This is a genomic window from Algoriphagus sp. PAP.12, assembly GCF_026652115.1.
GTDB lineage: Bacteria > Bacteroidota > Bacteroidia > Cytophagales > Cyclobacteriaceae > Algoriphagus.
In genome coordinates this window covers 46,369-61,825 of record NZ_JAPPSQ010000019.1, presented here as the reverse complement: position 1 = coordinate 61,825, position 15,457 = coordinate 46,369, and the positions used below count along the sequence as shown (strand labels likewise).

Annotated in this window: 9 protein-coding genes; 4 read left to right on the top strand and 5 right to left on the bottom strand. The window is 40.3% G+C overall.

The features are described from left to right. The first annotated feature begins 105 nt into the window (after positions 1-105). Positions 106-1,125: an aldo/keto reductase gene (locus O0V13_RS18255; RefSeq protein WP_268036426.1), complete on the top strand. Its 1,020-nt coding sequence runs from the start codon at positions 106-108 to the stop codon at positions 1,123-1,125. A gap of 254 nt (positions 1,126-1,379) precedes the next feature. On the opposite strand, the gene smc is transcribed toward O0V13_RS18255, so the two are convergent. Then, entirely contained in the window at positions 1,380-4,919 is a 3,540-nt protein-coding gene (smc, locus tag O0V13_RS18250) for a chromosome segregation protein SMC (RefSeq protein WP_268036425.1), read from the bottom strand. A gap of 345 nt (positions 4,920-5,264) precedes the next feature. Here smc and O0V13_RS18245 point away from each other — a divergent pair, with 345 nt between their 5' ends. Next, positions 5,265-5,780: a hypothetical protein gene (locus tag O0V13_RS18245; RefSeq protein ID WP_268036424.1), complete on the top strand. Its 516-nt coding sequence runs from the start codon at positions 5,265-5,267 to the stop codon at positions 5,778-5,780. A gap of 245 nt (positions 5,781-6,025) precedes the next feature. Here the strand turns inward: O0V13_RS18245 and O0V13_RS18240 are convergent, their stop codons facing one another. Both O0V13_RS18240 and O0V13_RS18235 read right to left on the bottom strand, forming a co-directional pair. Beyond that, complete coding sequence (locus O0V13_RS18240; RefSeq protein WP_268036423.1) at positions 6,026-7,603, bottom strand: ArnT family glycosyltransferase; 1,578 nt, start codon at positions 7,601-7,603, stop codon at positions 6,026-6,028. A gap of 186 nt (positions 7,604-7,789) precedes the next feature. Then, a complete protein-coding gene (locus O0V13_RS18235) occupies positions 7,790-9,013 on the bottom strand; it encodes a BamA/TamA family outer membrane protein (protein WP_268036422.1) in 1,224 nt (407 codons plus the stop codon). 188 nt (positions 9,014-9,201) lie between these two features. On the opposite strand from O0V13_RS18235, the gene O0V13_RS18230 reads away from it, so the two are divergent. Both O0V13_RS18230 and O0V13_RS18225 read left to right on the top strand, forming a co-directional pair. Next, positions 9,202-10,113 carry a helix-turn-helix transcriptional regulator gene (locus O0V13_RS18230; RefSeq protein WP_268036421.1) on the top strand — a complete coding sequence of 304 codons (912 nt, stop codon included), beginning with the start codon at positions 9,202-9,204 and terminating at the stop codon, positions 10,111-10,113. Between the two features lie 264 nt (positions 10,114-10,377). After that, complete coding sequence (locus O0V13_RS18225) at positions 10,378-11,937, top strand: S8 family peptidase (protein ID WP_268036420.1); 1,560 nt, start codon at positions 10,378-10,380, stop codon at positions 11,935-11,937. A 249-nt stretch (positions 11,938-12,186) separates the two neighbouring features. On the opposite strand, the gene O0V13_RS18220 is transcribed toward O0V13_RS18225, so the two are convergent. After that, complete coding sequence (locus O0V13_RS18220) at positions 12,187-14,292, bottom strand: M28 family peptidase (RefSeq protein ID WP_268036419.1); 2,106 nt, start codon at positions 14,290-14,292, stop codon at positions 12,187-12,189. After that, positions 14,285-15,454: a C40 family peptidase gene (locus O0V13_RS18215; RefSeq protein WP_268036418.1), complete on the bottom strand. Its 1,170-nt coding sequence runs from the start codon at positions 15,452-15,454 to the stop codon at positions 14,285-14,287. Before O0V13_RS18215 ends, O0V13_RS18220 begins: the two co-directional genes overlap by 8 nt. Positions 15,455-15,457: the final 3 nt, after the last annotated feature.

The following is a 15,457-nucleotide window of genomic DNA, read 5'->3' as shown; positions in this document are numbered from 1 at the left end:
ATCTCCAATTCCGACCATCATAAACAGCCGAAAGAAAACTATTTTCGAAGACCTCCTGTTTTAAAATCATTAAATCAACTTTTCTAATCAAAAACAACCCTAAAAATGAAGTACAATTATGTTGGAGATACGGGGCTTCGTGTTTCCGAGCTTTGCTTTGGTACCATGACTTTTGGAGGCCAAAATGGTGGCATCTGGGAAAACATTGGAAAACTGCAGCAGCAAGAAGTCAATGAGATGCTTTCCGCCGTAATAGAATCCGGGATCAACTTTATAGATACGGCAAATGTCTATTCCTTTGGACAATCTGAAATGCTGTTGGGACAAGGACTTCAAGATTTGCAAGTCCCAAGAGATGAACTAGTCATTGCAACCAAAGTCTTGGCGAAGATGAATGATAAACCCAATAGTACAGGCCTCTCTCGATATCATATTTTCAATTCCGTAGAAGCTAGTTTAAAGCGTCTTCAGCTCGATTACATCGATATTCTGTATGTGCATGGAGTAGATCCTGCAACTTCCCTGGAGGAGATCGTCCGTTCGCTAAATGATATAGTGGAGTCCGGAAAGGTTCGCTATATCTCTATTTGCAACTGGCCTGCTTGGATGGTGGCAAAGGCTCAGGCGATTGCACAATACAAAGGCTATCATAAGTTTATCGGCCTGCAATATTACTACTCTGCAGTAAGCCGAGATATCGAGCATGAGCTCGTTCCTATGGCACAGGATCACAAATTGGCTATCTTCCCATGGAGTCCATTGGCAGGAGGATTTTTGACAGGTAAGTTTACCAGAGAAGGAGAGGATTCTGGTTCCAGGAGAGCCAATTTCGATTTCCCACCGATCAATAAGGACAAGGCTTATGATCTAGTAGAGGAGATGGGTAGAATGGCCAAAGATCATGATGCCACAATCGCTCAGGTGGCATTGGCATGGGTGAGGCAGCAGCCGGGAGTTACAAGTACGATTATCGGTGCGAAAAACCTGGATCAGCTACATGCCAATATTGCTTCTACTGAACTGGTATTAAATCCTCATGATCTGGCTATGATCGATGATATCAGCCCTTTGCCTAAACAATATCCAGGCTGGATGGTCGAGAGACAGGCTTTGTATAGGAAATAAATTATTCGATAACGATTGGAATAGCCTTTAGCTTTAGCTAGAGGCTTTTTTGTTTTTTAATTCCCTCCAATGGGCTAGCTTGTAATGAGTAGCGATAATATACCTGGACTCCCCACTAAACTGCTCGTTAATCTGGTTGAACTTTTTATACTTTAAACAAAGTATATTATTAATCTAAAAGCTCCTTTATTAAATTATCCAGAACTTTAACTTCTTCAATTCTATCTTCCATATTTTCTTTTGAATCTGTTTCCCTAAGCCAACTCCCTTAAATCCACAGGAACTACTCTAGAAACTCCTGCTTCGATCATGGTAATACCATAGATAATATCGGTGCTGGCCATGGTTCGCTTGTTATGGGTCACGATAATAAACTGGGACTCTCCACTAAAGCGCTGGATAATTGTATTGAACTTATCAATATTGGCATCATCCAAAGGTGCATCCACCTCATCAAAAATACAGAATGGGGCAGGCTTCAGCAGGTAGATGGAGAAGAGTAGGGAAGTGGCTGTCAAGGTCTTCTCACCACCGGAAAGCTGATTGATCGTCAAAGGTCTTTTGCCCTTCGGCTTGGCCATAATCTCAATGGTAGATTCCAAAGGATTGTCCGGATCGGTCAGTTTGAGATCACAATCATCCTGCTCGGTAAAGAGGGAACGGAATACCTTCACAAAATTCTCCTTAATCTGATCGAATGCCGATAGGAAGGTCTCCTTAGCCACATCATCGATCTCCTGAATCGTAGTCAATAGAGATTGCTTGGCCTTTTCCAGGTCTTCTTTCTGTCCCTGGATAAAGTCATGTCTCTCCTTTATCTCATCGTAGGCTTCCATAGCCATCGGATTGATCGGGCCGATCTTTTCCAGTTTCTCCTTCTGCTTATTGACCATATGGCGAAGATCCTCTTCGGAGAACTCCAAGAATGGTTCGTCCAGCCCCGGATTTTCCTCCATCAGCTGATCCAGATCCAATTCAAACTCCACACTAAGGCGTTCCTTCATGGAAGTCATCTTCAGCTTGATCTCATTGATCGCATTCTGGAGCTCATGCACCAAGGTATCATGGCTTTCTTTGGATTTTTGAAGGGAACGGATCTTCTGATCAGTCTCATCGATTAGCCCACGACTTCCATAATAATCCTTTTCCGCCTCTGTAACGCCTACTTCTATGGTTTCCTTCTCCGAATACAACTCAATCAATTCATCATCCTTGACCTCATTGTTTTCTAACAAAGACTTGATCTCCGAATCCAGAGAAGCTAATTCTGCTTGGGATTTTTCAATTCTCTCTTTGGAACCCTCATATGCATTCTGCTTGAATTCAATTTCCTGCTCCAGGCTATTGACCCTGTTGAGCTGCTGATGATATAGAATGTTTTCCTGATTGAAGGCCTGGGATTTCTCTGTTAAAAGTGCCGATTCCGTTTCCAAAACCTCATTCAATACTTCCAAATCCTGAGCTGCGGATTCATACTCTCCACGATTGTCCAAGAGTTCCGGCTGGATATAAGCCAGGCTTTCTTCCAGCTCTGCAATTCGATCCAGAATATCCTCCCGCTTATTGGCATTGGAGGAAAGCAATTCTGCCAGCTGCTCCTTTTTGGTTCGGATGGAAACGTATTGTTGATTGATCTCAGAAATCTGTGCCTGCTTTTCTTCCAGAGATTTTTTGTAGGAAATCTCCCTCAGCTTCATCAGGTCAGAAAGCTTCTGATCCAAGTTGGAACGAGTAGCTGAAACCTTCTTGTTTAAGTCTTTAATTTCCTTATCAAGCTTTTCCAGGTTTTTGGCTCTACCGATTCTTTTTCCTTCGAAAAGCCCCACAGAACCCCCGGAAATAGAGAATTTACGCTTGGTATACTTTCCACTTTCAGAAATAAAGATGGCATCGGTATCCTCTGGAAACTCCTTGTAATCTCCCTGCACGATGTAGACATTGTCCAGGATATGATTGATCAGTCGGGAGTATTTGACATCAAATTCGATGATCTCCGTTGCCGCAATGGCATTGGCAAATAACTTGGATTGACTGGATTTGAAGCGCTCAAAATGCTCCAACACGAAGAAATTGGCCTTGCCTCGGGAAGCATCAGAAAGCAGAGAAATAGCAGCGATGGCCTGGGCTTCTGTTTCTACCACATAGTAGTTCATATATCCCTCCAGATAATTCTCAATTGTCACCCGGTATTTCTCATCCGTAGTCAAAAGATCCGAAAGGAGAGGAGTGTCCTTTCCCCAGGAATTATTCTTTTTCAGGAATTTGATAGCCTCTGGGAAACCTTCCAGATTCTCCACCAAAGACTTGGTTAGGTTGTATTCGTTTTGCTTGGAATCCAACTTTCTGGCAGACTGAGTCAGTTCCTCCCGGATCATCTCAATCACCCGGTTGGATTCTTCGATCTTTTGATCCAAGTCTTCCTGTTTCTTTTTCAGGTTTTCATATTCAGCGGTCGCATCATCCAGCTCTGTTTTGAAATCAATAATCTTCGCCTCAAAATCCACCAAAGAAGCTTCCTGATGGGAATCATCAGAGGAGGTTCTTTCCAGTTCCTGTTTCAAAGTAGAAAGCTGAATCTGCTTCACTTCCAGATCTTTGGTCAATTGATAGACCTTTTCTTTCAGGGATTCAAAAGCCTGATGCTGGCTTTTTTGTTGAAGCTGCTTATCGGATTGGATTTGTTTTTGGGATTCATAAGCTTCCCTCAAATCAGTGATGATATGTTCCTTTTCTGCCAAAATCTTGGCGGCTGATTCCATTTCCTGTTGAAGGGAACGAATGGAAAAACCAGCCCTATCATTGGATTTGCGGTCTGCATCGATCTGCTCCCTTAGTTTTTGGGAACGGTCCTCCAAAAAGCGAAGGCGCTCGTTTTTTATCTTTTTCTCCGATTCAAAAGATCGGATTTTATTCACATGTTCGTTGAGAGTCTTCTGACGGGATGCCAGGAGTTTTTCCTTCGAAATCAAATCCGTCTTCAGCTGAGTCAACAAAGCCTCTTGGTCGGTAATCTGAGTTTGGAAGGAAAGCTTTCGATCCGATTCATCCTGGATTTTCTGGTTGGTTTGCAGGAGAGAATTGGTGTATTTCTCTATGCTTTTCTTCGCCAAATTGATGGAAGCGGCCTTGTATTCCTTTTTGATATCAAAATATTTGGCTGCCTGCTTGGCTTGCTTTTCCAGCGATTTAAGGTTTTTCTCGATCTCAAAAAGCAAGTCTTCCACACGATCCAGATCTGCATCGGTATCTTCCAGCTTTCGAAGGGTTTCTTTCTTTCGGGTCTTGAACTTGGAGATCCCCGCAGCTTCCTCAAATAGATCTCTTCTGGAGTTATTTTTATCATTGAGCAACTCATCGATCATCTTCAACTCAATGATGGCGTAGGAATTGGAATTAATCCCCGTGTCCATAAAGAGGTTGGTGATGTCTTTTAGCCGACATGTCACACCATTGATCTGATATTCACTTTCCCCGGAACGATAATACCGGCGAGTGATGGTCACATGGGTGTATTCGGTAGGAAGGAGGTTTTTAGTGTTTTCAAAGGTCAGGGAAACCTCAGCAAGGTTGGAAGGCTTCCGGTTTTTGGTACCATTGAAGATCACATTCTCCATCTTGTCGGAGCGCAGCATACGGGTTTTTTGCTCTCCCAGCACCCATCGGATGGCATCGACTACATTTGACTTTCCACAACCATTTGGCCCAACTACTCCGGTAATCCCCTTGTCAAAGTTGATCACCATTTTATCTCCAAAACTCTTAAAGCCCTTGATCTCCAGTTTACTAAGCAGCATGCGTTTTTATCTCCTTCTAAAAGGAAACAAAATAGTACCATTATTGGAAAATTGAAAGATTTGGAAGATTGAAAAATTGCTCACCTTGAATTATTAACTCCCCATTACCCCCTTTTAGAAAGGGAGATTTGTAGCAATCTAATATTCAATTTTCTATTTCAAATTTGATTTCCACGGATTCGAAAAATATGATTCTTAGGTGAGGTTTGAATATTTCAAGAGACAATTCCCCCTTGGTCCGCGTGGTTATCGGGAGGGGGGGGAGGGGGATTGAATTAATTAATTCAACATTCGTTATTCAAAATATTTCCTACTTAATTCTCTTTTTTCCCTTAACTTAAAGTCATGGATATCGGAAATATCATTTACATCGTCGCATTGATCGCCTATTTCATTTATCAGGCAACTAAGAAGAAGAAAGGTGCAGAGGATATGGATATGCCTGATTCTGAACCGTCTCAACCTGAGAAAGGGGTGTCTTTTGAAGATCTATTGAAGGAAATACGAGATGCTCAACAAGGTAAAAGAAGACCTTCACAACCTGTTCCAGCTCCTCCTGTTCAGGAGAAAAGAAGAGAAGAACAATTTGAGCCAGTAAAAGCTGAGCCCATCAAAAGAACTCGGTATAGAAGCCTAGAAGAGCAAGATGATGAGATCAGCTATTACGAAGGAGCATTTGAAAAGACCGAATCTGAACTTCTGAAAACCTCCAAAGGAATGCCGGCTATTCCATCTGTGGTGGAGAAGGAATATGAAAAAAAGCCAAAAGCAAAGAATCCCTATGCCTCCTTACTCAAAGATCCCAAAACCGTCAAAGACGCGGTAGTTTTGAAGGAGATCTTGGATAGGAAACATTTTTAAAAATAGGAAATACGAGTTTCGAAATACGCCTTTGGAGAAATACTTTTTGATTATAAAATTCAATAAATCTGTGTTAATCTGTGGGAAAAATTTAATGGATATAAGCCTTCGGAGAAATAGATCAAATAGATGAGTAAGTTTTCTGAATATTTCACGACCGAAGGGAGTGTATTTCAAATTATTTCCACTGTATTTCAATTTCTAATTGAATGTATTTCTCATATGGTAGAAAAGAAATATTGATTCTACTTTTTCCTAAACTCCCTTATCATCACCAATCCCTTTTCTCTTTCCTCTTCCAACTCATATTTGCTCTTTAACAAACCTTCCATGTTATCAATATCTTCTTGTTCTTGAGGATAGGCATGTTGGTAATAGTTGTAGATCAGAACTCGGATTTTGTTTGGATTAGACTGTAGAATAGAATCAGCTTTCTCAATGGGAATCAATAAGTTCTTGGTATTCTGACTTTCATTCAAAAGCACATCCTTGCTGAAATAAACAAAGTTATTGACCAGAATAGGAGAGTCCGCAGCTTCTTCCACTTCTGTTTCTAGGCTATGAGTAAAAGAACTGTATCGCTTCGTTTCCAAATGGTATATAGCTGAAGCAATGGCCGGAATGAACAGCAGGATTGCAAAGTATTTTAACTGGTGATTTCTCTGGAAATTCGACCAAATCAAGTAAATAAATGCCACTGAAAAGCTAACCATTTTTCTATCCCCTATAACCAGGGAATATATGGCTCCTATGCCCAAAAGAATGCTTAATATCCATTTCCAATTTTTTGATTCATTCCAGGTTTTCCAGCCCTTTGCTATCAAACATGCCATTATCGGAACCAAGATGATCAAATGTCTTGGATTCAGATAAATAGGGTTGTAAAACTCCAATGTCGAAGTCATAAACCAAAAGCCAATCAATAGGCATAAGAAGGAGATGGAAAACTCAAAAATAACATCCTCCCTCTTCTTAAATCCACGGTAAATCCCCGGTAATGCAAAAACCAACCAAGGCCAATAGGCTCTTTCAATAAAAGTCAAAATAGGGGTGATCGTAATCCTTTTTAGAATAGATGAGATTCCTTTATCCGCATAGGTGAATTCTGAAACATAATGTCCTGCATTGATGCTGGATATGCGGTATAGAGGATCTCCAAACTTTGCCCAGAAATATCCCAAATAGAGCAATCCTGCCAAAATGGAGAATATGAAAAATGTGAGGTAAAATGACTTTTGGAGTTTGTTTGACTTCCAGTCAATCCACATCAGAATGAAAGGTAAAGGAAATAGGAAAATGATTGTTTCCTTGGTGATAAAGCCCAAAGTAAGCCCGACCATCATTAGTTTTCCTCCTCCAACTGGATGGGTTTTTCTAATACTTGCCCCAAATACTCCCAAGACCACACAAAAGACCAAGAGGCTATCCGGGTAAACTTTGGTCAAGAAGTGAAGGAGATAAACCTGCGTCAAAAACCATAAAGAGAAAATGATCTTTTGCTTTTGATCTGTAATTAATTTGAGAATCAATAAATAGGAGCCAATGTAGGCTAGCAGAGAAATCAAAGAAAACCATCGGGCGTCAAACCCGAAAATCATACCCATCAAACCTGCTGGAATATAAGCTCCCCAACGACTGGAAAAATGATAGGAATTGACTTCCATTTCACCATTCCAAAAATCCCTTCCTGCTAAAATATAATAGACATCATCGCTAAAAGTTATCCCATCAAATGCGAATAGCCAGAATAGAACCAAAAACAGGATTCCAAATAGTGGGATATGTTGATTGAATTTAGAGTTGGCTTGAAAAATCTCAGTCATGGGCTGGATAAAAATAGGGAATTAATCAGGACCTATTGTTACCAAATTGATATGAATGGTTAGGGAAATAAATTCATGGATTTTTTTTTTACCTACTTCCTGATTTGAGACTTCACTTAGGCTAGTTTCATCGCATAAAAAGAGGTTTAAGTCGCCCTAAACCTCCTTCAATTATTTTCAAATTGATTAGAATACCTCATTTACGCTAAGGTAGAAGCCGCTTGCTCCATAGTTGCCCCAAGCATAATCCAGTGCCAGATTTTGTCTTTTTTGCTTATCCAACATAAATCTAACTCCAAGTCCAACTCCTGTGTTGATATAGTCCAGCATTTTTATCTCGGCATCTTTGTTGGTTGCTGAGGTGAAGTTTGCAAAAACTACGCCTCCCCAGCGATCATTATTTTGTTGTAAAGGAAATCTCCATTCCAATTCAGAATAGACCATGGACTGACCTCTGAATCTTCCTTGAGGATATGCTCTTCCAGATCTACCGAATTGGTCCCAACCCAATGCCGGCAAATCCAAATAAGGAAGAGCTCCGCCTGTTTGGAAATTTCCATAAGCCCAAAAAGCGATCAAATTTCTAGGACGATTAGGATTGAGAGTGAAGTAATCTCTGTATTCTGCCCATAGTGAAGAAGAACCTACCGTACTTCCCAACCAAGTTGGATTTCCTTTCAATGAAAGAAAAGCATAGCGGCCGTGATAGGCATTGACTGTATTGTCACGCGTATCGTAGATTACATTTCCGGATATTCCCGATAAAGTATATTTCTCAGGGTTTATATCGTATTTAGTACTGTATGCATAGTGGCTTGTGATCACAGCTGGTTCGGCTTCCAAATCAAACAATTGATCTTCGATCTTGGAATGAATATCTAAATGGTAACCGATACCGGCATAAAGCCCATTAGAATTCACTTTTTTCAATAAGGTCTGATGCAATCTCAGAAAATTGAATTTCATGAATTGAGCCTCATCAATGGACTGGCTAGTCAATCCATCCTCATATTCGATCCCTGTACTAACCAATCTTGCTGATTGAGGCCCAGTACCCAATCCAAATGTCGGCTGGGAAGTGATAAAATATCTCCAATCATTCATCAATAGCCATTCATTGTTTTCAAAGAAAAGGTTTCCCTTAAAAGTCAATAAAAGTTGCTTTTGGGTAGTATATACTGCTGATCCTAAGTATGATGAAATTGCCGTTGTTTTAGGGTCTCCTTGGATAAAAGTAATCGCAGGAGCAACTCCAAACATAAAACCTGTTGCAGGAGAAGAGGCCAATACAGGGATGAGTAGCAACTTCATGTTTTTCTCTTCTTTCACTTTTACGCTATCAGAATCCTGAGCAAAAAGTGAAATGGATAAAAAGCAGATCAATCCCAAACTCAATATGATCTTTTTCATAATCTTTAGTTTTAAAAACTGAGGTTTAGTAATTAGAATAAATAAATCTACTATATAATTCATTAATCAATTTATGTTTTAGATAAATTTAAGCCAAACCTGATTTTATTCCTGTGACAAATAGTGTCATAAGAGTACGTTTTGTAAGGGATTGTCTCTATTTTTGAACTGTTATAAATTTTGAAATCATGGCTCAGGCAGGTAAAGTAGAACAGCAAAAAATCCTTCGCGTATTTAAATTGATTAACCTTCTTCAGGGAAATATCGGGAAGCCTGTGCACCGACTGGCCGAGCTATTAGAAACAGATGAACGCACGATCTACCGCTATTTCAAATTGCTGGAAGCATTGGGATTTGAGGTCATCAAAGAGTTTAGCAAGTACAAGCTGAAAGAACCTGCTGGTCAAGATCCAACGATGAATTACAGTACTTTTTCTGCAGAGGAAAGTCAGTGGCTTCAGTCAATGATTGAATCTCAAGGGAAAAAGAACTTGTTGAAGGACTCAGTATTGCAAAAGCTTCAGCTTCGATCCGAATTGAAGCAGGGAACTGCTGAGTTGTTTAAAGCTAATTTAGGAAGATTGGTGGATGAGATTGGAAAGGCTATCCAAGACCGGAAGCAAATTTTGCTCAGAGACTATTATTCTTTGAGTAGTGATACGACTAGCGATCGCTTGGTTGAGCCCGTGGCTTTTTCAAGTAATTACGAGTCTATCCATGCTTTTGAAGTGGAAAGCAAATCCATGAAGATTTTTAAAATCGAACGAATTGGTGAGGTTTTGATTACTTCTGATTCCTGGAAATATGCTAGCAAACATGAATTGCCACAAGAATCACTTTTTGGATTTACTGGTAAGAATCGTTTCAAGATAAAATTGAAATTGAGTAAGAAGGCTTATCAATTGATGTTGGAGGAGCATCCTAATGCGAAGCCTTTCCTTTTCATTAAAAATAGAAATCAATACTTTTTTGAAGGAGAGGTACCACATCTCCCAGGGATAGGAAGGTTTATCATGGGACTACCAGGCGAAATCAAAGTGGAAGAAGGAGAGGAGATCAAAGCCTATTTGCAGGAGCAATTGGAGAAGGCAGTGTTTTGATTATAGGTTTGAAATACGATTGAATTACAATAGGAATACGGGAAATATAGTAGAAACACTCCCCCCTTCGTTCCTGAAATTTTCTAATTCTCATCACCTTTTAAATCCATTTATTTAGCGAAGCAAATTTCTCTTTTTTATTTCGACGAAGTGTATATCCAACTTATTTAATCAGGCACTGTCCTCCTGAATTTTTAATTAATTGTATTTTTTAAGGAAATCACGTAAATTCCTCATTATCATTAACCTAAACCCATTTTTACGATGAAGATTACTTTTAAAGTTCTTTCAATGCTATTTTTTCTAGCGTTGATATTTCAAGCTTGTAAAGAAGACGAGCAGCCAATGGTATCTGATCAGGATCAGATGAAGACTCAAGATTCCATCATTCCCCAGGATGAAATCAACCAATTGATTTTGAAGTCTCTTAATGAAACAGGAGATTTTATCTGGGCAGATCAATCTGACCGCTTGGTTTGGTCAGCTCTGATGCATTCTGACTCAACTTTGACAATCGGGTATCAACCTTCGGATGAAACCTCCGCAAGTTCAAGGATTGGATTAGAGGAAGTTTCTGATCCACGTTGGCAAAATGCTGCTAGCAAAGTTTTGGAGATGGTGGAGCAAATCCAAACGCAAAATCAGAGTCCTAGATTTAGGATAGCAGGAGAAGCAGCTGTGGTACATGAAGATTTGCCATTCATTGAAGTCAAAATCACAGATATAGAAGTATTGGCCAATCTCCGTCAGATGGGAGAGGTGAGATATCTTGAGCCTAGAGCTTATGAATTTAATTATGCCTTATTGGATACAGCGGATCCTGATGCTCGGTATCTCAGTGATTCTGGTTGTGAAAATGCCCCGGAAAATGTTTCCTCTTCTGATTATGTTGTGATTAATCCTTCCGCTAAGTCATCTTGGAACTATGAGGATATGGGAATCCAAAATGCTTGGTCCCAAAGTACTGGACAAGGAATCACTGTAGGCTTGATTGATACAGGTCTGTCACCAGATCAGCCATTATTGAATGCTTCATTTAATTCAGGTTATTCTTCAGGAAGAACTGTTCAAAAATATGGCACTTATCAAACTGGTTATTGGTGGTGGAAGAAATATGATGGTCCCAATGATCAATGCGGTCATGGAACAGCTATGGCAGGTGTAATTGCCTCTCCACGAAATGCCGTGGGCAATGCTGTAGGGGTGGCATACAACTCTAATTTGGTTTCAGTACGTGGCACAAGCGATGTGATCGTGAATAGTGGGAATGAAAAAGATGGTGTTTCTGAGGCATTGGTATTATTAGGAAAGAGATCAGATGTTAAAATTATTTCCATGTCTATTGGAGATGTGTTTTCCAACTCCAAAGTTGCTGATGCAGTACGCTATGCTTATAACCGTGGAAAATTGATTTTTGCAGCAGCAGGTACATCCACTTCCTTTACCAATTGGTTTGGAGTGATTTTTCCTGCAACAATGGCTGAAACAGTCGCTGTAACAGGGGTGAAAGAAGGAACTGGATATCAGAGATGTGATACTTGTCATTCTGGTTCCAAAGTTGAGTTTACTGTGGTGATGGAACGGTCTGGTACAAATACCAAACCTTTGACAACGGCCTTGTATAGCAATACTCCATCAACCGTGGGAGGTTCTTCGGTAGCTACTTCTACAGCCTCCGGGATTGCTGCTTTGGTTTGGTCTAAAAATCCCGGTTGGAGCAGGGATCAGGTTTTGCAAAAGATGAAAGAAACCTCAGATTTATATCCTTCTAAAAGTTCTGAATATGGCTATGGAAATCTAAATGCAGCTGCAGCTGTGAATTGAGAAATTTCTCCTAATAAATAAAAGAGGTCCAATTCTGCATTGAATTGGACCTCTTTTTCAATTTCTTCTAGCCTTTGTTCGTGTCTTCACGAACAAAACATTCCTTACATAAATCTGGGAGTGAAGACACTCATAGATCTCACCTGCTAATACAAAAAAAATGCCCATTTGAATAATTCAACTGGGCTTTTTTTGTTCTCTGAAGAATCAGGCTTCGACTTCGCTCAGCCTGACACTAAAAGAATTTTTTTAAAGTTGCTTTGTGATTTGTTCGATTTTCTTTGCTAAAGAAGAAATAGCTTTAGCATATCTGCCATCCCATTCTTCTAGTTTTTCTGTTCGATTGATTGCCACTTCATATTGGATACCAGGAAGGATCCAAGATGCATATCCTGAGAATGGATCATTACAAACGTAAAGTGATTTGTACCATTCTCCATAATACATTCCCTTCGGATCGATCCAGCTTTTTTCCAATCCAATCAATTCTTCATTGATCTTCTTCAAGGTTTTATCAGAGATGGAACCACTCTTCAATGCCGCATCCAAAGCTGTTTGGTAAGCTGTAGAGCTTGCTTCTAGTTGAGCCAAAGCGGCATTTGATTGATCAAACTCCGTGAAACCTGGAGCAATTGTTTTTACATTCTTCACAGCGTTTTCAAAGTGACCTTTCAAATCTTGAGCATAGCGAGGAACATCGTATGGAATCACGTCACCATTGGCCATTCGCAAAGCTACCAAACCAAATACCTGAGCAACCATTCCGCCCATTTTGAAGCTTGGGTCAACGAATTTGCTGTAATAATGGAAGTTGTCATAGTTGGAATGATACGGCGTCAAACCGCCTGTTCCACCACCTAAACTTGGTACACCTACATGCATATAGAATGCAATGTGATCAGATCCACCACCTAGATTTCCCATTCTTGGCTCAGCATTTTTACCTGCCCAAACTTGATAAACAGATTTAGCAGAATCAGGATAGGAAACATCCTTAGCAGCATCCATGATGATTTTTTTCAAGGAAGGAGCAGCAGAAGCACCAAAGTTTCTACCATTCACACCACCGTCAAAGTTCATATAAGCTATGGCATTGGCTTTCAATTGATCTCTCATTTCTTCTACCCATTCAGTAGAACCAATTACACCTTGCTCTTCAGCATCCCAATGTCCAATCATAATGGATCTTTCTGGTCCTTTTCCGTCTTTCACCAATTCTCCTATTGCTTCAGCCAATGTTAAAAGCATGGCAGTTCCTGAGTTAGGATCAGTTGCACCAAAGCTCCAGGCATCAAAGTGAGCTCCCAAAATGATCCACTCATCAGGGTATTTCGAGCCTTTAAAAGTACCCACCACATTGTTTGCACGGATGAAGTCAACCGGCTGCTCCACCATTACACGAACTTTCAAATCCGCTCCTCCTTCGATTTTGTAATCGAAAGGAAGGCCTCCTTGCCAAGCTTCAGGAACAGCCTGTCCAGTCATTCTAGAAAGGATTTCTTTTGCAGCTCCATATCCAACAGGAGTCACTGGAATTTTGTGTAGAGCTACATCTTTTGGATCTAGTCTTTTTACCTTTTTATCCCCATCTAGTGGCAAAGCAGGTTCATTTGGAGTCAATGGGTCACCAGTCCAATCCAAGGTCAACATAGAGCCTCTTTGGATGGTGGTTTCATTGTAGTATGGTCCATCAGGATAAACATCTCCTTTTGTGAATCCATTGTCTTTAGGATCTGTATAAACTACCAAGCCAATCGCTCCTGCTTGTTCTGCATATTTTGCTTTGTAGCCTCTGAAATTTCCTCCATATCTGGCAATAACTACTTTTCCTGTCAAGTCAATGCCCATTTCTTTGAGCTTCGCAAAGTCTTCACGAGTTCCATAGTTCGCATAAACCACTTCTGCAGTGACATCTCCAGAACCAGAGAAAGCATTAAAGCCAAGGTACAATCGATCATCAGCTGTAAATGGATCTTCATCCAAAATCGCCTCTTGTTGGGAAAGGGTCATTTTAACAGGAGAAACGATCTCTAAATGTGACTCACCTGGGTGATTAGGAAGGAACACATCGTAAGGATACAATTTCACATCCATTCCTGCATCGGACATGACTTTTGCCATGTATTGCTGTACCAATTCGTTTTCTGGAGTACCAGCAATGTGTGGGTTTTTGGTGATTTCTTTCAAATGAACTTTGAAACTTCCAAAGTCTACGGCATCAAGGTATTCTTTCTCAATAGCCTTTTGTTTTGCGAGATGGCTTTGGAAGAAACCATCCTGAGCCTGGGCAGATAATGCCAAAGCCAAAGTCCCTAAAACAAGGGATTTCCTGGGATTGAAATTTAGTTTACTCATTTGTTAAAAGTTCGGAGACGGAAATTACTCCGTCAGATTGTTTGTTGATGATTCGTTTGGTTCTTAGGTATCGATTGAGTTCATACTCATCGAAATTAGGGCTATCCGGGTCAAAACTTGATATTCTTACTCTTCCTCTGGAGTGGATAAATTCATTGTTTCCGATCCACATTCCAACATGGACTACACGCTCTTTTTTCTCATCCGTGGCTTTTTCACCAAAGAAAAGAAGATCTCCAACTTCCAGGTTGTCCCAGTTTTTATCTACATCCACTTGTTCTCCTTCATTGATTTGCTGAGAGGCATCCCGAGGAATTACTTTTCCATTGAGATAATAGATGGTTTTGGTAAATCCGCTACAGTCCACACCTTTGATAGATGTGCCTCCCCATAAATAGGGGATTCCCATCATGGATTTGGCGGTGGTGATTAATTTATCTGCACTGGTTTCTCTGGTAGCTATCCATTGTTCCCAAGGCATTAGGGTTTCATCCTCAACCCATCCTGTTCTGCCATCTGGAAGACTTACTTTCACCCATTTTCCATTGCTTTCTTCAGCTACAAGGATATTTCCAGCTACCAAGTCAGAAACCATCATTTCTTCTTTAGGGCTATCCCAAATATGGCCAGAAAGGGAAGTGAAGACTACCTTTGGTTTGGTAAACCAAGAAGCCAATTCCTCATCGGTCATCAACTGGATTCCAGCTGCATCTACCCATGAAAGGTAGCCATCTGGTGTTTGTACCAAGAACCATGAGCCTTCTTTTTTCAAAACTTTCAATGGGGTGCCCAAAAGAGCTTGGGTAGCTAATTCTGCTGAATGTCTTGGATTGCTTCTGATGTTTGCTACTGAAATGGTTACCAAAGCACGGGTTTGATCTCCTAAGGAGGCCTGAGGTAATTCTTCGACTGCATTGATATAGTCAATTCCATCAGCTTTTAAACTTGAAGTTAAAGTCTCTAAAGCTTGAGGCTGGTCAGTTTCACCTTTTAATGAATCATTTTCGAAGGAAATATTCCAAAGTGCTACTCTTTTATCAGGAGCAACTTCCAGTCTTAATTCTTCGATTTTTTGAGTAATCCGTGGATCCTCAGATTTTTCTGAGCATCCAAAAATCAGAGGTAGTAATAGGAGAGGGTAATAGTTAAATCTGAGTTTCATGTT

Excerpts from the sequence above, each read along its gene's own strand:
- O0V13_RS18255 (WP_268036426.1), top strand. The coding sequence starts at position 106 with ATGAAGTACAATTATGTTGGAGATACGGGGCTTCGTGTTTCCGAGCTT.
- smc (WP_268036425.1), bottom strand. The coding sequence starts at position 4,919 with ATGCTGCTTAGTAAACTGGAGATCAAGGGCTTTAAGAGTTTTGGAGAT.
- O0V13_RS18245 (WP_268036424.1), top strand. The coding sequence starts at position 5,265 with ATGGATATCGGAAATATCATTTACATCGTCGCATTGATCGCCTATTTC.
- O0V13_RS18240 (WP_268036423.1), bottom strand. The coding sequence starts at position 7,603 with ATGACTGAGATTTTTCAAGCCAACTCTAAATTCAATCAACATATCCCA.
- O0V13_RS18235 (WP_268036422.1), bottom strand. The coding sequence starts at position 9,013 with ATGAAAAAGATCATATTGAGTTTGGGATTGATCTGCTTTTTATCCATT.
- O0V13_RS18230 (WP_268036421.1), top strand. The coding sequence starts at position 9,202 with ATGGCTCAGGCAGGTAAAGTAGAACAGCAAAAAATCCTTCGCGTATTT.
- O0V13_RS18225 (WP_268036420.1), top strand. The coding sequence starts at position 10,378 with ATGAAGATTACTTTTAAAGTTCTTTCAATGCTATTTTTTCTAGCGTTG.
- O0V13_RS18220 (WP_268036419.1), bottom strand. The coding sequence starts at position 14,292 with ATGAGTAAACTAAATTTCAATCCCAGGAAATCCCTTGTTTTAGGGACT.
- O0V13_RS18215 (WP_268036418.1), bottom strand. The coding sequence starts at position 15,454 with ATGAAACTCAGATTTAACTATTACCCTCTCCTATTACTACCTCTGATT.